12 protein-coding genes are annotated in these 23,292 nt (G+C 73.5%); 5 read left to right on the forward strand and 7 right to left on the reverse strand.

From position 1 onward, the window contains the following. Positions 1-26 precede the first annotated feature (26 nt). The 3 genes from WMF33_RS18430 to WMF33_RS18440 are packed head-to-tail and all read left to right on the forward strand — an operon-like array spanning position 27 to position 5,645. A complete protein-coding gene (locus WMF33_RS18430) occupies positions 27-2,300 on the forward strand; it encodes a type VI secretion system Vgr family protein (protein ID WP_437338351.1) in 2,274 nt (757 codons plus the stop codon). A gap of 16 nt (positions 2,301-2,316) precedes the next feature. Continuing rightward, positions 2,317-5,067 (forward strand): type VI secretion system Vgr family protein, encoded by a 2,751-nt coding sequence (locus WMF33_RS18435; RefSeq protein WP_437338352.1) that lies wholly within the window; start codon positions 2,317-2,319, stop codon positions 5,065-5,067. Further along, positions 5,067-5,645, forward strand: coding sequence for a hypothetical protein (locus WMF33_RS18440; protein ID WP_437338353.1), 579 nt, complete (start codon positions 5,067-5,069; stop codon positions 5,643-5,645). The genes WMF33_RS18435 and WMF33_RS18440 overlap by 1 nt, the downstream gene beginning before the upstream one ends. A gap of 16 nt (positions 5,646-5,661) precedes the next feature. Here the strand turns inward: WMF33_RS18440 and WMF33_RS18445 are convergent, their stop codons facing one another. From WMF33_RS18445 to WMF33_RS18460, 4 genes are all read right to left on the reverse strand, one after another. After that, a complete protein-coding gene (locus WMF33_RS18445; protein WP_437338354.1) occupies positions 5,662-7,422 on the reverse strand; it encodes a hypothetical protein in 1,761 nt (586 codons plus the stop codon). Continuing rightward, a complete protein-coding gene (locus tag WMF33_RS18450) occupies positions 7,422-11,156 on the reverse strand; it encodes an RHS repeat-associated core domain-containing protein (protein ID WP_437338355.1) in 3,735 nt (1,244 codons plus the stop codon). Before WMF33_RS18450 ends, WMF33_RS18445 begins: the two co-directional genes overlap by 1 nt. Positions 11,157-11,611: 455 nt before the next feature. After that, positions 11,612-13,015: a hypothetical protein gene (locus tag WMF33_RS18455; RefSeq protein ID WP_437338356.1), complete on the reverse strand. Its 1,404-nt coding sequence runs from the start codon at positions 13,013-13,015 to the stop codon at positions 11,612-11,614. 80 nt (positions 13,016-13,095) lie between these two features. Beyond that, complete coding sequence (locus tag WMF33_RS18460) at positions 13,096-13,530, reverse strand: hypothetical protein (RefSeq protein ID WP_061621220.1); 435 nt, start codon at positions 13,528-13,530, stop codon at positions 13,096-13,098. Positions 13,531-13,594: 64 nt separating this feature from the next. Here WMF33_RS18460 and WMF33_RS18465 point away from each other — a divergent pair, with 64 nt between their 5' ends. Together WMF33_RS18465 and WMF33_RS18470 are read left to right on the forward strand one after the other, a co-directional pair. Then, positions 13,595-15,700: a hypothetical protein gene (locus tag WMF33_RS18465; RefSeq protein ID WP_437338357.1), complete on the forward strand. Its 2,106-nt coding sequence runs from the start codon at positions 13,595-13,597 to the stop codon at positions 15,698-15,700. A 177-nt stretch (positions 15,701-15,877) separates the two neighbouring features. Continuing rightward, the gene (locus WMF33_RS18470) at positions 15,878-16,984 is read left to right on the forward strand and encodes a hypothetical protein (RefSeq protein ID WP_437338358.1); all 1,107 of its coding nucleotides are present in this window, start codon (positions 15,878-15,880) and stop codon (positions 16,982-16,984) included. Between the two features lie 67 nt (positions 16,985-17,051). On the opposite strand, the gene WMF33_RS18475 is transcribed toward WMF33_RS18470, so the two are convergent. The 3 genes from WMF33_RS18475 to WMF33_RS18485 all read right to left on the reverse strand — a co-directional run bounded on the left by WMF33_RS18475 (position 17,052) and on the right by WMF33_RS18485 (position 23,191). Beyond that, positions 17,052-18,227 carry a hypothetical protein gene (locus tag WMF33_RS18475; RefSeq protein ID WP_437338359.1) on the reverse strand — a complete coding sequence of 392 codons (1,176 nt, stop codon included), beginning with the start codon at positions 18,225-18,227 and terminating at the stop codon, positions 17,052-17,054. 56 nt (positions 18,228-18,283) lie between these two features. After that, positions 18,284-18,964 carry an OmpH family outer membrane protein gene (locus tag WMF33_RS18480; RefSeq protein ID WP_437338360.1) on the reverse strand — a complete coding sequence of 227 codons (681 nt, stop codon included), beginning with the start codon at positions 18,962-18,964 and terminating at the stop codon, positions 18,284-18,286. 90 nt (positions 18,965-19,054) lie between these two features. After that, positions 19,055-23,191: a serine/threonine-protein kinase gene (locus WMF33_RS18485; RefSeq protein ID WP_437338361.1), complete on the reverse strand. Its 4,137-nt coding sequence runs from the start codon at positions 23,189-23,191 to the stop codon at positions 19,055-19,057. Positions 23,192-23,292 lie beyond the last annotated feature (101 nt).

Raw genomic sequence — 23,292 nt, forward strand, 5'->3', positions numbered from 1 at the left:
GTCCAAGGGCGCTTGTGAGGTGAAGAGTGGCTGACCATCATGTCCTCGCGATCCCCTCCGTCAGCGTGGAGGGCAAGGTCTACCGGGTGCTGCGCTTCGAGCTCTCCGAGCAGCTCTCGGAGCTCACCCACCTCGAGTGCGAGCTGCTCGACGACGCGGCGGCGCTCCCGAGGCCGAAGGAGGTCCTCGGCAAGCGCGCGGTCTTCACGCTGTCGCGCAGCGACGACACGCAGACCCGCACCTTCGCGGGGACCATCGTGCTCGCCGAGCTCCTGCCCGACCCGGACGACGTGCCGACCTTGCGGATCCAGGTCGCGCCGGCGCTGTGGAACCTGGCGCAGCGCGCCGACTGCAGGATCTTCCAGGACAAGAGCGCGGTCGACATCGTGAAGGAGGTCCTCGAGGGCGCGGGCGTGCCCGCGGGCCAGCAGGACTGGCGCGTGACCGAGCCGCACCCCGCGCGGGTCTACACGGTCCAGTACCGCGAGCGGGACCTCGATTTCGTCCACCGCCTCCTCGCCGAGGAGGGGATCTACTTCGCGATCCACACGAGGGGCGAGCAGGACGTGGCCGTCTTCAGCGACGCAGAGGCCGGCCTCGAGGACATCGAGGGCGCGACCTCGCTCCCGTTCTTCCAGGACTTCGGCGTCGCGGGCTCGGCGGATCGCGTCGCGCGCCTCTCCCGCGAGGTCTCGGTGCGGAGCGACAAGGTGTTCGTCCGCGATTACAACCCGGAGAAGCCCTCGCTCAAGCTGGAGGCGTCGGCCGAGAGCAGCGACCCCGGGGAGCACGCGCTGGAGATCTACGAGTACCCGGCGCGCACCGCCGACGTGAGCGTGGCGGAGCGGCTCGCCAAGGTGCTGCTCGACGCGGTGCAGGCCGAGCGCGACGTCGTGCGCGGCGAGACCGGCTCGCTCGCGCTGCTCCCGGGCCGGCGCTTCTCGGTGGAGGGCCACCCGTACGATCCGCTCAACCAGGAGTACCTCGTGGTCCGCTCGCGCATCGCCGGGAGCCGGCCGCGGAACTTCGAGCTCTCGAGCCGCGACGCCGCCGTGGAGGGCGCGCGCGACGTCCGGATGGCCTGCGAGTTCTGGGGCGTTCCGACCGGGACCACGCGCTACCGGCCCCCGCGCCGCGCCCGCGAGCAGGTCATCCCGGGCGCGCAGACCGCGATCACGACCGGGCCCTCGGGGCAGGAGATCCACACCGACGCGAGCGGGCAGGTGAAGGTGTCGTTCCACTGGGATCGCTCCGGCAAGAAGGACGACACGTCGAGCCGCTGGATCCGCACGAGCCAGGTGCCGACCGGCGGCTCCATGCTGCTGCCGCGCGTCGGCTGGGAGGTCACGGTGCGCCACGTCGAGGGCGACGCGGATCGGCCCTTCGTGATGGGCCGCATGTACAACGCGCTGACGCCGCCGCCCTACGCGCTGCCGAAGGAGGCCGGGAAGAGCTCGCTCCAGACCGCGACGACGCCGGGCGGGGGCAGCAGCAACGAGCTCCGGATGTCGGACACGAAGGGCGGCGAGGAGATGTTCATCAACGCCTCGAAGGACATGTCCACCGAGGTGAAGAACAACGCCACCGAGTCGATCGGCAACAACCACGCGAAGAAGATCGGCGCGGACCAGACGACCAACGTCACGAACAGCATGACGAGCAGCGTCGGGGCCAACCAGAAGATCTCGGTCGCGGGCAACCAGGCGATGAAGGTCGAGACCTTCCACGTGGACGACATCGGCGGCGATCACTCGCTCTCGATCGGCGGCAACCGCGACATGAAGATCGGCGGGGATCACAAGCGCGACGTCGCCGGCGACAGCGCGCTCAACGTCTCGGGCAACCAGATCGATCTCGTGGTCGGGTCGGTCACCGACCAGACCCTGGCCGGCTTCAACCACGAGGTCGGCGCGGCGCTCGTGGAGCTCGCGCTGGGCCACCGCTCCGTGACGGTCCAGGGCGACCGGAGCGAGACGGCGACCGGCGCGAAGGTGATCGCGGTCAAGGCCGGGCGCGGCGTCCAGGTCGGCGGATCGATGAACGTGAAGGTCGGCGGCGCGATCGTCAACGTCGCCAACGGGGATCGCGTGGAGAGCTCGCTCGGCACCTACACCGAGCTCGCGGGCGGCGCGCAGCTCGTCAAGGCGAACAACGTCGTCTTCGAGGCGACCGGCGCGCTCACGCTGGTGATGGGCGCGTCGATCGTGTCGCTGACGCCCGCGAGCGTCGCGATCCTCGGCGTGTCCGCGAAGCTCGACGGCGACGTCGCCGACACCGCGGCGCTCGTGATCGACAACTGAGGAGCAGGAGGCGAACGTGGCACGCGAGACCATTGCGCACTTCACGATCGACGAGGTCCCCGCCGCCCGGGTGCTCCGCTTCGAGTCGATCCACGAGGCGGGCAGGCCGCTCGTGGTCGACGTGGAGGTGATCCTCCACGTGTTCCAGGAGCTCGACGCGATGATCGGCAAGCCCGCGGCGCTCTCCTTCGGCGCGCCCGGCGAGGCGCCGCGCGTCCTCGCCGGCACGGTGGAGGCCGCGACGTCGATCGGCTCCACCGAGCTCGGCATGGAGGCGATCGGCGCGCGCTACGTCGTGCGCGTCGTGTCCTCCCTCGCGCTCCTCGCGCGCAGCGTCGACTCCCGCATCTTCCAGGACATGAGCGCCAAGGAGATCGTCGCGCAGGTCCTCGAGGAGCACGGGGTCGCCCGGGTCGAGTGGCGGCTCAGCGGCGACTGTCCGAAGCGCGAGTACTGCGTGCAGTACCAGGAGAGCGCGCTCGCGTTCATCTCGCGGCTCATGGAGCACGAGGGCATCTACAGCTTCGTCGAGGTGGACGCCGACGGGGAGCTGCTCGTCTTCGACGACGACAGCGCCATCGCCGCGCCGATCCCGGGCGACCCCGCGCTGCCGTTCCGGCGGCGCACGGGCCTGAGCGCGGCGGACGAGCGCGACGCGATCTACGCGATCCGCGAGCTCGAGCGGGTGCGCTCCGGCAAGTTCGTCCTCCGCGACTTCGACTTCAAGCGGCCGCAGCTCGACCTCACGGCGAGCGCGGCGTCGAGCGAGCACGCCGAGCTCGAGCGCTACGACTACCCGGGCGGCTATTTCGAGCCGAGCGAGGGGCAGCGGCTCGCGCAGATCCGGCTCGAGGAGGAGCAGGTCGAGCGGCGCACGATCGAGATCGAGGCGGTCTGCCCGCGGCTCGCGGTCGGCCACACGCTCACGATCACGGACGCCGGCGAGCTCGACGGCGAGTACTTCCTCTTCGCGGTGACGCACACCTTCGTCCACGACGACGGCGAGGAGCGCGAGGGCGGCGCGTCGCGCTCGAGGGCGCGGGCGCGGCTCGTGCCGGCCGACGTGAAGTACAGGCCGCGGCGCGTCACCCCGGTCCCGGTCATCGAGGGGCCGCAGACCGCGACCGTGGTGGCGCCGGCCGGCGCGCAGCCCGAGGCGATCCACACCGACGAGCACGGGCGCTGCAAGGTGAAGTTCCACTGGGATCGCAGCGACGTCACCGACGACAAGGCCTCGTGCTGGATGCGGGTCGCGCAGCTCCAGACGTCGGGCTCGATGATGCTCCCGCGCATCGGCTGGGAGATGATCGTCGAGTTCCTCGAGGGGAACCCCGATCGTCCGATCGTCACCGGCCGCCTCTACAACGGCGTGTACATGCCGCCGTACGCCCTGCCGGAGGGCAAGACCCGCACGGCGATCCGGACCGCGAGCACGCCGGGCGGCGGCGGCGCCAACGAGGTGCGCTTCGAGGACAAGGCGGGCGCCGAGGAGATCATGGTGCACGCGCAGCACGACATGAAGACGGCCGCCGCGAACAACGCCAAGAAGAACATCGGCAACAACGAGACCACGGTGGTCGGGAACAACGCGTCCCTCGAGGTCGGCGGCAACCAGACGACGAAGATCACGAAGGGCTCGTCGAACACGGTGGGCGCGGATCAGACGATCAGCGTGGGCGGCAACCGCACCCTCGAGGTGAACGCGGTGTCGGCCGTGACGGCGAAGGGCAACGCGACGACCACGGTGGGCGGGAACCAGTTCGAGATGGACGGCAACCCGCTCGAGGCGATGCTCGCGCTCGCGGCGCAGGCGGCGGTGCAGTTCGCGAGCGTGATGGCGAACAACGCGATCTCGGCGATCCAGGGGCAGGTCGACGGCGCGATCAACCAGGTGATGGCGCCGATCAACGCGCTGACGCAGCAGGCGCAGGGGGTCGCGGGCGCGATGCGGGCCGTCGCCGGCGGGGACATGGGCCGCATGCCGGCGATGATCGCGGGCGCGTCGGGCATCCCCGGGGCGAGCCAGCTCGCGGCCTCGATGGGCGGAGGCGGCGGGGGTGGCGGCGGCGCGCCGGGCGGCTCCGGTCCTCCGAACATGCTGGCGTCGATCGCCTCGAACGCGGTGCACAGCAGCCTGGCCGGGCGGGTCTTCGTCCAGCCGGAGGCGCTCGCCTCGGCGCTCGGCATGGACGCGGGCGGCGGCGGCGGCGAGTCGATGGCGAACGCGGCCGGGCCGGAGGGCAACGTCGACGGCGTCGACGCGACCGATCGCGAGAAGGGGCCCGGGCACTCGACCGCGAAGGTGGCGGGCACCCACAAGGAGGACGTGGGCTCGATGAAGATCCTCGGCGCGATCCGGGACATCGACAACAACGTGACCGGCAAGAAGACGATCGACGTCGGCGCCGCGACGGTGCAGGTCGCGTTCGGCAGCTACGCGGAGAGCGTCACCGGCTCGAAGAGCGAGAAGGCGACGGGGCTCGTGGTCCTCAGCAACGCGGGCGAGAGCGAGACGATCACCGGCTCGCGCACGGCGATGGTGGGCGGCGCGGTCGTCGACAAGCTGAAGGGGTCGCACGTGGTGCAGGCGGTTGGGCCCGCGACGTTCATCGGGGCGTTCCACAAGGTGGAGGCGAAGGGCGCCATCGTGTTCAAGTGCGGCGCCAGCGAGGTGGTGATCAATGGCGGCGGCGTCACCATCAGCTCTCCGCTCGTGGCGCTCCTGGCGCCGAAGATCCAGCTGCCGAAGAAGGTCTCGGAGGTGTGATGGCGGCCTCGTTCGACGGGGATCCCGGGCGGTCCGGCGCGCCGGCCGCGGTGGAGGAGCTGGAGCCCGAGGGCGAGCCCGGGGGGGCGTCGGGGGCGCCGCGCGTGACCCTGGACGACGTGCTCGCCGAGCCGGCCGCGGAGGCCGCGGCGCCGCTCCCGGCGCGGGGCGCGCAGCCGCTCGGCGTTGCGATGCGGACCGCGCGCGTCGCGTCCATCGCGGGGCGGGCGGCGCAGATCCTGATGCGGGGAGCAGACGATCCTATTGACGCCGAGGTGGCCCCGGACGTCGACCCTGAGGTGATCGCCGAGGCTCACGTCAACCGGGACGCGGTGCTCGTCGAGCTCTGCGAGGGGGAGGCGCCGCTCATCGTGGGGGCCTTGCGGACGCGCCGACCGCAGGCGATCCACCTGAAGGCAGAGACGATAGCCATCGAGGGCAGGGAGGTGCTGCTGCGCGCCGGCACGGGCGCCCTGCGCATCCGCGAGGATGGCTTCATCGAGATCGTTGGCAGCCGCATCAGCGCCGCGTCGCGCGGGTTGTTCCGGATCGTGGGGAGGCTCTTGAGGCTGAACTGATGCGCGCCGGCGGTGGTCAGCGCTCGACGAGGTCGTAGCGACCCGGCTCGCCGCAGGCCGCGAGCTCGCCGAGGAGCGTGAGCGAGTGCTGCCCGCATCGGGGCGCGACGGCGATGGGGGGGCCGTGCGGCGCTTGCGGACGCGCCGGGGCCTCGCGCGCGCGGGAGTAGCACACGAGAATAGGCGGATCCGCGCTCGCCGCGAGCTTCAGCGCGTCAACGAGCGGATCCAGCGAGAAGCTCTCGATCCACGTGCCGGCGAGCCAGAAGTCAAGGGCCTCTTCCTTCTCGGTCAGCCAGACGTCCAGGCTCCGCCAACACCGCTCTCGGCTGTCGCTGCACTCTGGTAGCGCGGTCGCGCCGAACGCTTCGGCGAGTCGCTCGCCCCAGCGCGCGTTTAGCCGGAGGGAGTGCACCCGGCGGGCCGACTCGAAGTCGAGCATCGCGAGCGCTTCCCGCTCGAGATATACTTGCCACGAGTCGGCGATGATGCCGCCGAGCGCGATGTCGTCTGTGAGGTAGATCTGGCCGCTGGCATCGATATAGCGGTGTCTATCCGAGAACAAGACGAGTGACGTGCCTTGATACGTCCGGGCTACGCCGACACCGCGCTTCATCTGCGCAAAGATTCCATAAACGTAGTCTTTAACAACAAGCCCGCCGATGGCCTCCTCCATCTCGAGGATTTCCTTGGAGATCGGCAGCTGGAGAGCACGCAGGCGCCGCACGAGGTCGTTGCGGTCGGTCATCAACGACGGGTCGCGCCGTGCGCCAGCCCGCTCGAACACACGCACCGCCCGCTCGCTCAGCAGCGCGTCGAGCCAGCTCGGCGGGTCGGCGAAGATCTGCCGGACGAAGCCTCGCGTACTGAACGTGGTCCGGGCTGCGAGCGCGCCGCCGACCTTACGGATGAGGTGAATCGTCGTTCCCGCCTGCGTCCCGCGCTCTGCCCAGAGGGAGCCCTGCTCGGTCGGGTCATCGAACCGAGCTGTGAGCGAAGCGCTGGGGATCCGCGGTTCGGCTGGGCGAGACCGTTCCACACGCTCCTCGACGTCCATCCACCCAGCCTCGATCGCCGCCGCAGGCCGCGGCGCGAGCGTCACAAGCACGTCGACCACCAGAGCGGCATCCTCGACCGAGGGCGCGAAGATCCGCGTGAGGTTGTCGCGCCCGGCGGTGTGGGGATCGCCCTCCGCGACGAGCAACCCGCCACGCAGCCAGAAATGATGCAGTTCGTCCGAGGCTTCTTCGACGATCTCTGCGCTGAGCCGTTCGGCAATGGCATCTCCGGCGCGAACGTGTGCCGTGACGCAGAGCGCTCCTTGGCGGAGCGGCTGCACCTCGGCAATAAGCGCGAGTTGCTCGAGCGCAACGAGCAGCGAGCCTGCCGTCGGGACGCACTGCGGGGCCGGCTTGCCGTTCGGGAGGAAGCTGGGGCGGTAGATCCGGCCGGCTGAATCCATCAGGTATTCGACGACGGCATCGGGATCGTGGGTGCTCGATCCGATGGGGATCGCAAGCTCTCCATCCGGGGTCGGCTGCGGCTTGGCTGCGTCGGCGTCGAGTGTGTCAGCAGGATTGATCGTCAGGATCCGGGAACGGACGCCGCCGAGCTCGCGCTGCGCCGCGAGGACGGCATCGTAGACAGGCAGCCCTCGCGCCTCGAGCAGGATGCGCAGCTCGTCGGGGCTCCGGGGGTCGTGCTGATCGGGCTCGAACGCGAGGACGCGCCGCGCGCGCTCCGAGAGGTGTTCTAGGATGTCCTCGGGTATCGGCATCATCTTCTCCGTGCGGGCTGTCCGTAACCGACCATGGGTGTGAAGGTCCCTGTGTCGCTCGCCATCGCGGCGCGAAGCCATGCCGGATCCGGCCGCGACCAATTGGAGCGACCGCCGCGCTCCCCGGGCGGACCGTAGCCCGGGATGATCCCGTTCCCATCGGTCCGCGGCGCCCCCCAGCGTGCGTTCAGATTTGCCAGCGTCTGGCTGCAGTTGGCGCAGGGAGCTCTCGGCGTCCCGTCCTCCTCACGCGCGCGGACGGACCTGATCGAGCCAAGGCACTCTCGGATCCTTTCGTGGTCACGGGGATTCTCCGGGTCGAGTGGACGCCCCCCGTTGTTGTCACGTTCCCACTGACGAATGTAGGCGGTCAGCGCACGGGGTTCGGCGCACGTCGTCGGGGGACGTCTGTCGCGATCCGGGTACAGTGGCTGCCGCTCCGTCCCCATGTTCGGCGGCATCGCCTGCTGCACGATGGGGTGGATGTTTCCCGGATCGCGCTCAGGGTCCCCGAACGGGTACGTTCCCTGACTCCCTCGCTCGAACGAGCCCGCCCTGCCGCTGACCGTTGACCAGACGAGTCCGCTCGGGTCGATCCGCAGCAGGGGCGCGTTCGTCGCGTAGGCGAACGGCTCCAGCCCGCCGGCGAGCCCGAGAGGATCCGCGCTGATGTACTGCCCCTCCGCCGGATCGTAATACCGGTAGCGGTTGTAAAAGAGCCCGGTCTCGACGTCGGCGTACTGCCCCGGGAAGCGGAGCGGTGTGTCGGCCTCCGCGCCGGGGCGCGGCGCGACGTCACCCCACACCGCGGGATTGAGCTCGGCGAGGATGCGTCCGGCGCCATCGACCAGGAGCTCGGGGCGCTCGGCGTGATCGTTGACGTAGTGCACCCAGCCGCCTTCCCTTCGCCCGCCGCCGTCGACTCGTTCGTCCCGATGCGCGAGCGGAAAGGGCGTCTCGGGCCGAAAGACGTACGTGCGCCGCTCGACGATCGGCGCCCCAGCCTCGTCTTGCGACTCCTGGCTCTCGTGGACGAGCACGTCCGCGTCCCAGACGAAGCGGGTCAGCATGCGTTGCCCAGTTGGGCTGCTCACCTCCTTCCACACGCGGCGGCCGAACGGGTCGTAGGCGAAGCGCACGACGCGTCCGTCGGGCCCCACCGCCCGATCCAGCAGGCCGTGATTCCCCCATTCGTACCGCCACCGCTCGGTTCCGCCGTCCGGCATCCGTCTCCGCTTCTCGACCCGCCGCGCCTCACCGTCATAGGCATACCCCATGTCGCCGTGCGCGAGCAGCCGCCCGCCCGGGCCATACGTGGATGTATCGCCCGGCGCACCGTACCGGTTGCCATCACCGTCGTAACGATAACGCTCGCCCGTCGAGCGCTCCCGGATGCGCGCCACGATTCGCCCGCAGGCATCGTGCTCGTAGCGCGTCCGCTTCGTGTCCACGTCGATCGCCTCGAGCAGGACCCCAGCGTGGGATAGCGCATAAGCGCGATCGTGCACGAGGTGGAGCGGCCGGCCGACCCACGCCGGCTCTCCGGGGCGAAGGGGGCGATCGAGCGCCGCGGCGACGCTGCGCCGCACGACGCGCCCGAGCGCGTCGTGCTCGTGGCGGATGACGCCGCCGAGCGGCAGCCCCCGCTCGAGCTCCGCGCCCATCGCATCGCCGCGCAGCCGCAGAGCCTCGGTCCCTCCGAGCGTCAGCTCGAGCGGCGCCCCCGATGGGTCGCGCGCGATGCGCTCGACATAGCCGAGGCTCGTCTCGCGCGCCACGCGCCTGCCCAGCCCGTCGTAGCCGCTGCGCACCCAGATCGTGGCGCCGAGCACGGTCGACCTCTCCTCGACGCATCTACCACGTTCGTCATAGGAAAACGCGCAGGAAGCCGCAGGGTTTTCAGCCAGCACGACGCGACCCATCGCATCGTACTCGAAGTGATCCTTGGTGTCGTCCGGGTACACGCGATCGGTGAGGCGACCGGCGAGATCGTAAACCAGCTGCGTACGCTCGCCGCAGCCGTTCTCGATGGAGGTGACGCGGCCCATCGCATCGTGGCCGTAGCGCAGCGTCCTGCCGTCGAACGTGCGCTCCTCGACGATGCGCCCGCCGCTGTCGCGGACGATCCGGTGGACCTCGCCGGCGTCGTTGATGACCGTCACGAGGTCCCCCTCGCGGTCATACCGCAGACGCAGACGGCTGCCGTCCGGCCGGCGAAGCTCGTGGACGACGTGAAAGCCGGCCCAGGCGAATTCGCAGCGCGCGCCGTCTGCGTTCGTCAGGCGCGCTAGATTGCCGTCTTCGTCGTAGTCGAAGGTGTGGACTCCGCCGTCAGGTAGGTGAATGGCCACGAGGGCGCCCCGTTCATCGTAGCCGTAACGCGTCTCGAACCCGCGCTCGTCCCTTACGGCGACCGGTCGCCCGAGGAAGTCGTAGGCGATACGCCGCATCGAGCCGTCGGGCTCGTGGACCTCGATGCGGTTCGCGTGCTCGTCCAGCACGAACCGGGTGACGCCGCCGTTCGGCAGCGTGGCGCTCACGAGTTGCCCGTGCTTGTCGTAGCTGTACTCCACGAGGAGCCCCGAGGCATCGTGCGCGCGGAGCAGCTTGCCGAACGGCGTCATCTCGTATCGGATCTCATTGCCGAGCGGGTCCGCCTCGGCGACGAGTTGACCGGCTGGATCGCTTTCGTAGCGCGTGACAGCGCCGAGCGGATCCACGGCGGCGATCACGCGCCCGTCGGCGTCGCGCTGCCATGCCCATCGCGCGCCGGTAGGATCGACGTAGGCGGTGATGTTGCCGAGCGCATCGTACTCGAGCCTGTGAGCGCTGGGGCCCCAAGTGCTTAGATCTACGGCGCCGAAGCCGTTGACATGGTATCGGCGGATCTGCCGGGAATCGGCGACTTCGGTGAAGCCGTCTCCATAGGTGATCGCGCAGTGGAGGACGCCGAGCGCGCGGGTCGTCCCGTCCGCAAGGAACTCGGGTGAGCCAGCCGCGAGGCTGGGGTCGGCGCGCCCAGGGTGCTCCGCCCAGGTTTCGACGCAGCGATGGGACGAGTCGTACCGGAACGACACGCGGAGGCCGCCTGGGTAGGTGCGCCCGGTCAAGTAGTGGTCCTGGTAAGCGAACGTGGATCGGCAGCCGAGCGCGTCGATGGCGGCGACCAGGTCGCCGTGAGTGTCATATTCGTAGCGGCGAAACGCGACCCAGCGGCCCTGCGCCGCAGCGTTCCTCACCTCGAACGCTGCGATGTGGCCGTCCTGGTGGCGGCGCACGCGGATGACCCGCCCTACGCTGTCGATCACGGTGTGGAGCAGCCCCGCCTCGTACCGTAGCTCGATGGAGTTCCCCGCTCGGTCGGCGATGCGCGAGAGCGGGATGGCACCACGCACCTTCTCCACGGCGCGGAAGATGAGCATCGAGCCGTTGTCGAGCGTGAGCGCGTAGCCCTCCTCCTGACGGGCGAAGTACATCCCGCCCTCGACCGGGATCACCTCACCCGTGGGCGGGATGTCCAGCCGGATGAAAGTCCCGTCGGGCTTCCATATCAACAGGGTGCGCTGCCGTAGCTCGATCTCCCATGCAAGGGAGTGGCTCCAGCCGTAGCCCAGGCCGATGTCACGATCGACGCGCGCCGTGGAGTAAGAACGTTCGATGAACAGAGGAATGCGCCCGTGCAGCGCAAGGTCGACCGCCGGGATGGTGTAGACGCGCCCTGTGGTGACATCCACCGGGTCTCCGGCTGCGGTGCCGCCTCGATTGCCGTGGCTCGGGTTAGGGCAGCCGCTTCCGCTGCCCTGTCCGCAGCTCCCGGCTCCTCTACCCCCGCCTCCGGCGCCATTGCCGCCGTTGTTCGGACCAGCGCCCTGCCGATCGCCGCTTCCGGTGCCTCTTCCTCCGCGACCACCTCCGGCGCCGGCTCCTCCTCCCATAACCCAGACTCCAGGATTCATGCCGGGAATGGCAGGTATGTTCGGGACAGGAGCGGTGCGTGCCATGGTAACGTGTTGATCTACCGCGAATAGGACCGAGATTGAAGACGGGGCGTGCAGCCGGATCGGCCGAGCCCTGCGGGCTCCGTCCATGTAATGTTGAACCTGCGGGACGAGCGGTTCGTCATCCCAGAGCCCGCGCCCTGGTTGCTCATGCGTCAGGGCAGGAGGAGCCCCGCCTCGGCGCTCGTGGCTCAGCGCTGCGCGCTCTGCTCGATGAGCGCTTGCCACCGCGCCTTGAGCGCCGGATCGGCCTGGAAGCGCTCGTGCCACATCGCGTGGAGCGCGGCCCAGCTCTGCGGGCTGAGCCCAATACGGCTCTGGATCTGCTGCTCGTGTCCCGGGCGCTCTCGCAGGTCGGCGCAGATGTGCGCGTACTCTCCGAGGGTGATCCGCTCCACGCGCCGCATCTCTTGCTCGTCGACCTCGGCCTGCGCCCGCGCGGCGGGCGGGGAGGTCGACGCGATCGCGGGCGTGCCGGGGGCGGAGCTCGGCTGCTGGAAGGGCAGGGCCCAGCTCCCCGACGAGCGCTGAGGCGGCAGCGGCGCGGTCTCGTCACGGACGGGCTGCGCAGGGGCGGAGCGCGCGAAGGGAAGCGCGCTGTCGGCCGGAGGCGAGGAGGCAGGGCGAGAGAAGGGCAGGGCCTTGTCGGCCGGGGGTGAAGGCGCGGATTGCGCGAAGGGCAGGGCCTTGTCGGCCGGGGGTGAAGGCGCGGATCGCGCGAAGGGCAGAGGGGCCTTGTCGGTCGGAGCGATAGGGCCCGTCCGCGCGAAGGGCAGGGCGTTGTCGGCTGGAGGCGGAGGGCTGGGGCGCGAGAAGGGCAGGGCCTTGTCGGTCGGAGCGACAGGGGCCGAGCGAGCGAAGGGCAAGGCCTTGTCGGCCGACAGCGGGCTGACCGCCCCGATGCGCGTGGCATTCAGGCTCGCTGCGGCCGGGGTCGCGGCGCTCTCGGCCGGAGGTGCGCTCGAAGCGTCCCGACGGAAGGGCAGCGCCTCGCGCGGCGCGACCGCCTGCATGCCGAAGAGCGTCACGCCGCCCCTCGGCGCCGTCGGCGGCGGCTCCGAGCTCGCCGCGGGGGTGACCGCAGGCACCGGCGGCGGCATGGCCGGCGGGGGCGGCGACGGCACGGCCGACGCCAGCGCCGGCACCTCCACGCGGCCAGGCACCGGCGGCGCGCCGGCGCCCATCCTGGCCCACGGCGAGCGCGCAGCCGCCTCGCCGCCCGCGCCTGCGGCGGACGTCGGCGCCGCCCCGTCCCGGGGCGCGCTCCGCAGCGGGGAGAGGTGCGCCGCAGGCGCCACCGGCACCGGCCCCTCCAGCTTCCGGCGCGCATCCCGCGCCTTCGCCTCGGCGCGGCCCCTCTGCTCCGCGACGAGCTCCAGGTACCGCTGGCTCGATCGCAGCTGCCCCCGGGCGGCCTGCGCGGCGAGCCTCGACATCCAGCGCTCCCGCGCCGCCTCCCACGCCTCGACCGAGAGCCCCGCCCCGACGAGCACCTCGTCCCGCGGCAACCCCGCCTCGAGGGCCCCGGCGATGGCGGCGAGCTCCTCGAGCGTGATCGATCGGACCGTCCCCTCGCGCCCCTCGCTCTCCACCATGCCTCCCCCGAGCCTACGCCCCTTCGCCGCTCAGCGATGCGCCGGTCGCGCCGGCCGATCTCGCCCCGCGGCCATCCCCGCTACCTCATCGCCCGCTGAAACTGCGCCATGAGCTCGTCGTCCTCCAGCATCGCCGCGGTCCATCGCTGCTGCGCGCTCAGGTAGTCCTCCAGCGTCAGGTCCAGCCGGCTCAGCACCGTCGCCATGTCGGTGCCCCGCTTCATCGCGCGCGCCGCCTCGAGGAACCGCTCGAACGACAGCTCGCCCTTCGCGCGGCCGCGCTGGACCCGGGCGAACGTCTCGGCGAAGGCGGCGACGAGCGGCGGCACGCCCACCTCATCGCCGTCGTCCTCGTCCGCCTCGGAGAGCCGCGCCTGCCACGCGTCGTCGAGCGCCTCCCACCCCGCCTCGTCGAGCCCGTGCTCCGCGAGGAGCGCCGCGCGGTCTTCGCCCGGGTCCGCGAGCCGGGCGGCCAGCGTCGCGTAGACCTCGACGTCCTGCGCAGGATCCTTCATCGCGCGGCCAGGCTACCTCAGCGCGCGGCTTGGGGCCTCCTCCGCGTGGGTGTATCCATGGCGGGTGTCCTTCTCGTACCTGCCCTTCGTCGCGCCCGGCGGTCAGGAGGGGCAGCCCTCCGCTCCCGGCAGCCTCGACCTGCTCGCCCACGACGCGCTCGAGAGCGCGCACGCCGCGCTCCGCCGCGCGGCGCTGTCGCTCGAGCACGACGTCGAGCCGGTCACCGACCTGACCGGGCCCGCGCGCGCCCTGGAACGCGCCCTCGGCGCGATCTACGACGCCTTCGACGGCCGCGCCGATCGCGTCGCGGCCGTGCGCGCCGCCGCGGCGGCGGTCGACGGCGCTGCTGCGGCCGTCGGCGAGGCGGCGGGGCTCGAGGCGGGCCTCGCGGCGGTGGGCGAGCTGCTGCGGAGCGCGCGCGCCTGGCTCGAGCGCGCCGAGGCGCGGCTCGCCGCCGTGCCGCCGGCATCGCCGCTCGACCCGCCGCCGATCCGGGCGAGCCGCGATCGGCCGCGGCTGCACGCGGTCCCGCGCGCGTCGCTCGCGCCGAGGATCAAGGTCCCGGAGCCGCCCCCGGCCGAGCTCGTCGCCAAGCCGCCGCCGCCGATCGCGCGGCCGAAGACGTTCGAGGAGCTCAAGGCGGCCGTCGAGGCGCTGAAGCAGCGGGCGCCCGCGCCCGGCGCGCTCCCCGCCGCGGCGGAGGCGCGGCCGCTCGCGGCGCGGCGCGACGACGATCCGCCCGCGCGTCCGCCGCCGCCGGGCTTCGCGCGCGACGTCGGCGCCGCGATCGACGATCTCGCCTTCCTCCGCGCCCGCACCCGCGAGTGCTTCGAGGAGGTCGCGATGGTCGGCATGCAGCGGGCGCCGCTGCTCGGGGACCCGTTCCGCGGGGCGCTGGTCCTCGAGCGGCGCATGCTGGCGGCCATCGACGTGGTCGCGGCGATCGGGGCGCCGGCGCTCGAGCACGTGCCGCGGCTCGTGGCCGAGGCCCCGGTGAAGGATCCTAGCCTGGCCTTCGCGAGCGCGATGGTGCTCGGCTGCTTCGCGGGCCGCGACGCGCTCGCCGCGGCGGAGCTCGCGCTGCTCCGGAGCGGCCGGGACAAGGCGTTCATCGAGGGGCTCGGCGCCGCCCTGAAGCTCGTCCCGCACGAGCTCCTGCCGCTCGCGCTCCGCGGCCTGCTCCGCGAGCCCGAGCCGCTGGTCCGCGCGATGGCGATCGACGTCCTCGCGTACCGCGGCCTCGCGACCGAGGACGAGCTCGTCGCCGCGGCCTCGGACGACGCGGCCCCGGTCGCCGCGCGGGCGCTCTACCACCTCGGCTGCGGGGCGAGCCAGCGCTTGCCCGAGCTGATCCAGCGGGCCCTCGCGGCCGAGGACCCGGCGCTCCGCGAGGCCGCCTGGACGGCCATGGCGCTCTCGGACCACCCGCACGCCTCGATCGCGCTGCGCGGCGCGATGGAGGCGCCGGAGGGCGGCGATGCGGCGGCGCTCCTGCTCGCGATCGCGGGCGACGAGGCGGACGCGCGGCACCTCGTCGCGCGCGCCTTCGAGGCGCCGCGCGAGGGCCTGCTCGCGGCCGTGGGCTGGACGGGCGCGGCGTCGGCGGTGCCGCCGCTCATCGATCTGCTCGAGCGCGACGGGGACAAGGCGGTGAAGCTCGCCGCGGCCTTCGCGCTGGAGCGGATCACCGGCGCCGGGATGTGGGAAGAGGTCGCGGTGGAGGACGAGGAGATCGTGGTCGCCGATCCGCCCGACCCCGACGTGGGCGAGCCCCGCGAGCTCAAGCTCGCGCAGCTGGTGAGCGACCCCCGCGATCTGCCGCCGGCGCCGGCGCCCGAGCTGGTGGAGCTGCCCACGGTGGACGCCGCGCGCTGGCGTGCGTTCTGGATGGAGCGCTGCCAGGGCTGGGACCTCGGCGCGCGGTACCGGCGCGGGCGACCGTACTCGCCGGAGGTCGTGCTCGACGAGCTCGACGCGGGCCGGGTGACCCCGGCGGAGCGGCGGCACCTCCAGCGCGAGCTCATCGTCCGCACCGGGGCCTTCGTGCGCTTCGATCCGCACGATTTCGTGGTGGCGCAGGAGGAGGCCATCGCGGCGTGGCGGCCGATCGCCGCGCGCGCCTCGGGCGCGCCGGGGCGCTGGACGCGGCCGCGCCGGCGCGCGGGGTGAGCGAGGGGGCGGGCGGCGTCGCGGAGCGCCTCGTTCGTCGCGCGGGCCACGGCAGCAGGAGGAACTCCAGCGCCGAGCCGTCGCGCCGCGCAGGCGGCGCGGTCTGCCGGCCTTGCCGCGCCGCGCGCCATGGAGGGACCATGGCCCGAGCGGGGCCCTGCGCCCGCCGAGGGGATCATGGACCAGGGCGGACTTCGCAAGACCGGCAGGCGGATCCTCGCGGCCGCGGCGCTCGGCGCCGCGCTGGTCGCGGCGCCTCCGGCGAGGGCCCAGACGAAGGAGGAGCTCGCGGCGGCGCGGGTGCTCTTCCAGGAGGGCGTCGCGCTCAGCGCGGCGAACAACTGCGCCGCGGCGCTCGCGAGGTTCCAGGCGGTCGCGAGCGTGCGGCGCACGCCGCAGGTGCTGTTCAACATCGCCGAGTGCGAGGCGCGGCTCGGCAAGCTCGTCTCGGCGCTCGGCAACTACCGCATGGCCGCGGCCGCGGCCGCGGGCGACCCGAGGGCGAACGACGTCACCGCGAACGTCGGCGCGCGGATCGAGGATCTCGAGGCGCGCGTCCCGAGGCTCGCGATCCGCCGCGGCGCGGGGGCGCTCACCGCGACGATCCTGCTCGACGGCACCGCGCTCGGCGCGGCGGAGATGAGCGGTGACATCCCCGTCGACCCCGGGCCCCACGTGGTCGCCGCCCGGATCGGCGGCCGCGAGGTCGTGCGGGAGACGGTCACGCTCGAGGAGGGGCACGCGAAGACCGTGGAGATCTCGATCGCCGAGCCGCCGGCGGCCGCCGCGCCCACCGCGGGCGCGCCGCCGCCGGGAGCGCCGGCGGCGACGGAGAGCAGAGCGCCGCCGGCGGCGGGGCAGCCGTCGAAGGTGCCGGGCCTCGTGGCGCTCGGCGCCGGGATCGCGCTCGGCGCCGCGGGCGGCGTCTTCCTCGGCCTCCGCGCCGGCACGCTGAGCGATCTCGACGCGCTGTGCGGCGGCGACAGGAGCTGCCCTCCCTCGGCCAGGCCCACCGCCGACCGGGGCCGGCTCTACACGGGCGTCGCCGAGGCGGCGATCGGGCTCGGCGTCGCCTCCGTCGCCGCGGGCATCGTCCTGCTCGCGACGAGCAGCGGCGGCGCCGCCGAGCCGGCCGCGGGCGCCGCCGCCGAGCCGGACTCGAGCGCCGCCGCTGCCCGGTCCGCGGCGCGGCGGAGCGCCGGCGGGCGCGCCCGCCGCGCGGAGGTCCTGCCGCGGGCGCCCGGCGCCGACCTCGCGGGCCTCAGCGTCGCCGGCAGGTTCTGAGGCCGCCGGGGCCGCTCCGGCCGGGTCGCCTCGGCGCCCGCGGGCCGGTCGGCGCCCTCCGGGCCCCTCAGCCCTGGCTCTGGCAGCAGAACGTCCTCGGGGCGGCGCCCCGGGCCGTCCCCGTCGCAGCGCCGCCGCTCGGCGCGCACGCGCCCCCGGTGGGCGTCGCCGACGTCACCTTGCGCCCGACGATCGTGGGGTTTCCCTCGACGTTCTCGCACCCGCCAGCGAGGACCTCGACCACCGGCGTCTCGCACGTGTCCTCCGCGTTGTCGGCGTAGAGGGCGATCGTCGTCCGGCACGTGCCGTTCGACGGATCGCCGCACGAGCAGTCGTCCTTGCAGGCGCGGTCGTCTTCGATCTCGGTGAAGAACACGTGCTTCTCGGTGTACGCGCCCGGCGGGCAGGCGTTGTCGCCGTCCTTCGCGATGCAGAGCCCGCCCTCGAACGGCGCGCCCGGCCTGGGCACGCAGACCCGGCCGACGTTGCAGCCCTGGCCAGCCGGCGGCGCGGGGCACGCGCGCCCGAGCCCCGTCCATCGCGGAGGCGGCGCATCGATCTGCACGGGGTTCGGCGTGCAGCTCCCCCCGGTCGCGCCGAGCGGCTCCGCGGAGACCGACACGACGCACGGGTGCGCCTCGGCGCTCGCATCGCACAGGTCTTCCGCCGGCTCGCAGGCCGCCCCGCCGCCGAAGACGCCGTCGGGCCCGGCGCACTGATCCGGCATCCAGCCGGGGATGGGCTCCAGGTTCCAGGCGCAGACCCAGGGCGAATCGCACGGCGCGTCGCTCACGCTGATCGCGATGTTCTCCAGCGCCGCGCACCGCTGTCCCTGCACGGGGCCGCACGAGCACGTGCAGCTCGCCGGCGGCGCGAACAGGCCGCGGTTGCCGATGAACGGCTCCCCCGCGGCGAACGCGTCGGGGCAGCCTGGGTCCCTCGCGGGCTCCCCGTCGAACAGCGCGAAGTAGCCGCTCCAGCCCTCCGGCACGGCCGTCGTGCATACGAAGTCGCCGCACGCAGGGTCCGCGCAGTCGACAAGCCGGTCGCCGTCGTCGTCGGCGCCGTTCGAGCAGTCCTCCGCGCCGGCATCGCCGCCCGTGCCGGCGCTCCCCGAGGGCTCCGGCTCGTCGAAGGTGTAGTCGGGGTACAGGCACGCCGTGGGTGCGGCGAGGGCGCCCGCGGCGCCGAGCCCGATCCAGGCCGCGAGGCGCGCTCCCCGGCCGACGAGAGAAGAGCTCACCGGATCACCTCCCCGACGGAGCGGCGCGCGCCGCTCCAAGGGCCGACGCGGCTCGGTTACTTCTTGGCCGGCGCGGCCGGCTTCGCCGGGGCCGCGGGCGCCGCGCCCTTGGCCGGCGGCGCGCCCTTCGCGGGCGCCGCGTCGCCGACCTGCCCGCTGTTGTACATCTGGATGGCGCGATCGGTGAGCTCGAGATCGGCGCGGTAATAGGGCGCGGCCGACTTGTCGAGGATGAGGTCGTACCCCTCCTGCGCGGCGAGGCGGCGGAGCAGGCCGAGGACCTTCTGCAGGATCGGCGTGGTCAGCTCGCTCTCCTTGCGCTGCATCTCGCGCTGGTAGTCGACCATCGTCGCCTGGAGCTCGGCGGCCTGGCGCTGCCACGTCTCGAACCGGCGCTGGAGCGCGTCCTTCGGCGTCTTGCCCGCCTGGGCCTCCTTGTCGAGCTTGTCGCGCTCGTCGGCGAGCGCGCGCTGCTTCGTGTCGAGCTCGACCTGGCGGCTGTCGAACAGCTTCTTGAGCGTCGCCTGGACGCGGAGCCCTTCCTCCGTCTCCAGCATGGCGCGGCGCACGTCGACGACGGCGATCTTCGACTGCGCCGACGCGGGCGCGGACGACAGGAGCGCCGCCCCGCCCAGCGCCGCGGCGGCGAGCAGCGGCAGGAGGCGCGCCGCGGGGCGTCGGCCCGCGGCTCGGCGGGCAGGGGGCGCAGCACACCGGCTCGCGTCGGCCGAACGCACGGAGCTGGAGAGCGTGGAACAGCGCGCGGAGGGCCGCTCAGGAGCGTTGTCTTGCATCGGGCATGGCCTTAGCTACCTGGCCACCCAACGTCAAGAACGTGGCGCGCCCTTCTCGCGCGCCGGAGCCGCCGCGCCGTCGCCGTGCGCCTCCTTGCCCTGCGCCGGCCCCGCGCCGCGCTGCCCCGCGGGGTCGCCGCCCGGCGCGTCGGCGCGATCCTTCCGCGAGACGGCGCTGGCGGTCTTCGTCGCGCTCCTGCCCCGCGACGGCGCTGCAGCGGCCCGATGGACGGACGCGTCCGCCGCGTGCGCCGCCGAGGCCGCGGGCAGCGAGCGGCCGAGGCGCTCGCGGGCGAGGGCGATGAGCCGCCCGACATCGTCGCTCCCGCGCAGGAACGCCTCGCGGTGGCGGGGATCGCGGAGGGCGTCGACGCGCGCGCGGAGGGCGGTGAACGCGGCGTCGAGCGCCGCGTGCGCCTCGCGCTCCTCCCCGGCCGCGAGGAGGGCCTCCACGAGCGTGAGGCGGATCGCGTCGTTCCACTCCTCGATCGGCCCGCCCTCCAGGTGGCGCGCGGCCTCCCGCGCGGCGTCGACCGCGGCCCGGAGCTCGCGCCGCGCCAGCTGGACGCGGGCGAGCGCGAAGCTCGCCATCGCCTGCAGCGCGGTCGCGTGGCGCGCGGTCTCCTCGCAGAGCCAGCGCGCGATCGAGTGGGCGGTGCCGTAGTCGCCGGGCGCGCCGCGCCAGACGAGGAAGATCGCCTCGTACAGCCGGCCGGCGATCCTGAGGCGCGCGACGTGGCACTCGTCGGCGATGCGGCCCGCCTGGCGCTCGTGCGCGATGCCCTCCTCGAGGTTGCCGAGCCGCGCGTACGACATGCCGAGGTTGTGGAGCGCGAAGCCCTCGAGCGCCCGGAGCTTCCGGCTCCGCGCGCCCTGCAGCGCGCGCTCGAGCAGCGCCTGCGCCTCCTCGAACAGACCGAGCTGGTTCAGCACCGACCCGGTGTTCAGGCGCGCCTTGGCCGCGATGACGGCGTCGCCCTCGGCGTCGGCGTCGGCGACGAGCGACGCGCCCGCGGAGGCCGCGGCGGACAGGTCGCCGACGTGCATCAGCGCGGCGAGGTGCGCCTCCCGGGTGTGGAGGAGCGCGGCCGTCGAGCCGCTCGCGCGCGCGACCTCGACCGCCGCCTCCGCGGCGCCGAGCGCCTCGGCGGGCCGGCTCAGGTCCACGAGGGCGCGCACGCGCGACGCGAGCAGCGTCGCGCGGATCTGCGGCGAGAGCGCCGCCGCGAACTGCGGCGAGAGCGCGGAGGCGGCGCGCGCGTCCGCCTCCGCGCTCTGGCCGGCCGCGATCATGCACCGCACCGCGAGCAGCTGCGCCTCGCCCCACAGGTCCGAGCCGGGCAGCGCGAGGCGCGCGGCCTCCTCCGCGGCGTCGAGCCCCTCGGGGGCGCGGCCGAGGAGCTCGCACACCTCGCCCCGGTGGACGAGGAGCGTCGCGCGCGTCGTCCCCTCGGCCCCGCAGGCGAGCCCGCGCGTCGCGAGATCGAGCGCCGCGTCGAGCTCCTCGCCGCTCGCCACCGCGGCCCGCGCCGCCCGGGCGTAGAGCAGCGCGGCCCGCGTCTTCTCGCCGCCGGCCTCGGCGTGGCGCGCGACGAGCCCCGGGTCGACGTCGCCCGCGGACTCGAGCCACGCGGCCGCGGCGCGGTGGAGCGCGGCGCGGTCCTCCTCGAGGATCGAGGCGTACGCCGCGTCGCGCACGAGCGACTGTCGAAACGTCCACTGCGCGTGCCCGGCGACGCGCGGCTCGAGCTGGCGCGCGATGATCTCGCCCGCCTCGAGCTCGGCGAGCTCCGCGCCCACGGCGCGCTCGAGCAGCGCCTCGACGCCCGCCGTCCAGAAGACCGGGCCGAAGACGGACGCGGCGCGCAGCACCTCGCGCACCCCGCTCGACATGCGATCGACGCGGTGCTGCACCAGCGCCTGCACGCTGAGCGGCACGTCGTCGCGCCCCTCGGCCGCGTGCCGGATGAGCTCCTCCAGGAAGAGCGCGTAGCCGCCGGCGCGCTGCACGATGGCGCCGCGCGTGGCCGGGTCGGCCTGGGGGAGGGCGGTCGCCACGAGGCGATCGGCGGCCTGCGGCGACAGCGGGGAGAGCGCGACGCGGGTCACGTTGCGCTCCTGCCACAGCGAGGGGAACCGGCTCGCGAGCTCGGGGCGCGCGAAGCCGAAGACCCCGAAGCGGAGGTCGGTGCAGCCGAGCAGCCAGTCGACGAGCTCGACGGTGGTGCTGTCGGCCCAGTGCATGTCCTCGATGACCAGGATCTGCGGCGTGCTCTCGGACTTCGAGCGGAAGAACGCCTCGATCGCCATCCGCGTGCGCGACTCCATGAGCTGCGGGCTCTCGCGGGCGGCGCGCAGCGGCTCGTTGCCGTCGTTGGGGAAGGGCACGCCGGCGAGCTCCCCGATGAAGCCCGCGAGGAACCGCAGCGGGCGGGCCAGCCGCACCGCCACGTGGGCGTTCACCTTCTGCACCTGCTCGTCGAGGCGCTCGCCGTCGTGGATGCCCATGAGCGCGCGCAGGGCGCGGCCGAGGCCGGAGAGCCCCGACCCCTGGCTCATCGGATCGCCGCGGCAGAGCAGGATGACCGGCGCGTGCGGCGCCATGTCGAGGCGCTGGATCAGCTCGGCGCGGACGCGGCTCTTGCCGATGCCGGCCGGGCCGGTCACGAGCGCGGCGCGCGGGACCGCGTCCTCGGCGATGTCGCTGTAGATGCCCTGGAGCCGCGCGATCTCGTGCTCGCGCCCGATGGTCGGCGTGGGGGGCCCGAGGAGCTTGCGCGCGTCGAAGCCGGCCGCGTCCTCGTGGAGGAGCACGCCGCCGCGCGCGTCCTCCTGCACCACGAACCGCCCCTCGAGCGCCGCGGTCGCGTACCCGTCGATGCGGACTTCGCCGGGCACCGCGGACTCCAGCTGCTGCGCCGCGCGCTCGAGCGCCTCGCCGGCGAGGTTCGCGCGGCCGCGGACCGCGTGCCCGACCGCGACCGAGACCCGCGCGCCCGGCGTCGACCTGGCGACGGTCAGCGCCGCCCGCGCGGCGCGCATCGCCTCGTCCCCGCGCGAGCGCTCCACGCCGAGCACCGCGACCATCTTCCCGCTGAGGAGCGGCTCGAGCCGCGCGTCGTCGCCGAGGACCTCGCGGAGCGCGGCGTCCACCTCGGGGCGGAGCGGGCCGGCGCCGAGCTCGAAGAGCACGCACGCGACCACGCGCCGCTCGCTCGTCGCGAGGCGCACCTGCGGCCGCTCGTCGCTCGGCCCGGCGGGGCTCGCCGGGCTCGACCGGACCTCCGGCGCCGCCGCGCGGCGGATCGCCGACGCGGACCTGTCGGTCGCGGGGGGGTCGTTGTTGAGCTCCCCGACGCGCGCGAGCGCGCGCGCCAGCTCGCCGCCGTTCTCGTACCGCACCTCGCGATCGCGGGCGATGGCGCGCGTGATCACCTCGTCGAGCGCCTCCGGCACGTCGAAGCGGATCTGCTGCGCGCGCGGCGGGTCCTCGAGCACGAGGCGGCCGAGCAGGGCGATCGCGTGCTCGGTCTCGAAAACGTTCCTGCCGGTGACCAGGCGGAACAGCACGGAGCCCAGCGAGTAGACGTCGGCCCGCGCGTCCACGGGCTCGCCGCGCGCCTGCTCGGGCGCCATGAAGTGCGGGGTGCCGATGATCGTGCCGCGCTCGGTGGGGCAGTCGTCCGGGGTCGCGAGCTTGACGACGCCGAAGTCGATCAGCTTGATCGCGGTGCCCTTGCCGCGGACGAGGAAGATGTTGGAGAGCTTGAGGTCGCGGTGGACGACGCCGCGCGCGTGGATGGCCGCCATGGCGGCCGCGCTGCGCCGGACGACCTCCACCGAGTCGCGCAGGCCGAGCGGCGCGCGCCGCTGGCGCTGCCCGAGGTCCTCGCCGTCGAGCCACTCCATCGCGAAGAAGAGGCGCCCGTCGAGCCAGGTGCCGTGCGCGATGTACTGGACGATGTTCGGGTGCCGCAGATCGGCGAGGATCGCGATCTCGCGCGCGAAGCGGGCGCGCTCCTGGGGCGACGCGGCGGCGCGCAGGACCTTGATCGCGACCGGGGCGCCGGTGGTCTGATCGGTGCCCTTGAAAATATCGCCCATGCCGCCGCTTCGGCTGCGGGCTTCGATCATGAAGCGGTCGGTCGGATCGGTGAACTCCGGGAGCACCGTCAGGAAAGGCTACGCGAATTTCGCGGCTTCGTGCCAGAGAGAAGGCGTTCTGCGCCGCGGGACGCGCGCCGGCGGGCGACCTGGGCCGACGCGCGCCC

This window comes from Sorangium sp. So ce394 (assembly GCF_051474665.1).
Classification (GTDB): Bacteria; Myxococcota_A; Polyangia; order Polyangiales; family Polyangiaceae; genus Sorangium; species Sorangium cellulosum_D.

Bases quoted from the DNA above. Each gene is read 5' to 3' on its own strand.
- WMF33_RS18440 (WP_437338353.1), top strand. From the start codon at position 5,067: ATGGCGGCCTCGTTCGACGGGGATCCCGGGCGGTCCGGCGCGCCGGCC.
- WMF33_RS18445 (WP_437338354.1), bottom strand. From the start codon at position 7,422: ATGCCGATACCCGAGGACATCCTAGAACACCTCTCGGAGCGCGCGCGG.
- WMF33_RS18455 (WP_437338356.1), bottom strand. From the start codon at position 13,015: ATGGTGGAGAGCGAGGGGCGCGAGGGGACGGTCCGATCGATCACGCTC.
- WMF33_RS18460 (WP_061621220.1), bottom strand. From the start codon at position 13,530: ATGAAGGATCCTGCGCAGGACGTCGAGGTCTACGCGACGCTGGCCGCC.
- WMF33_RS18470 (WP_437338358.1), top strand. From the start codon at position 15,878: ATGGACCAGGGCGGACTTCGCAAGACCGGCAGGCGGATCCTCGCGGCC.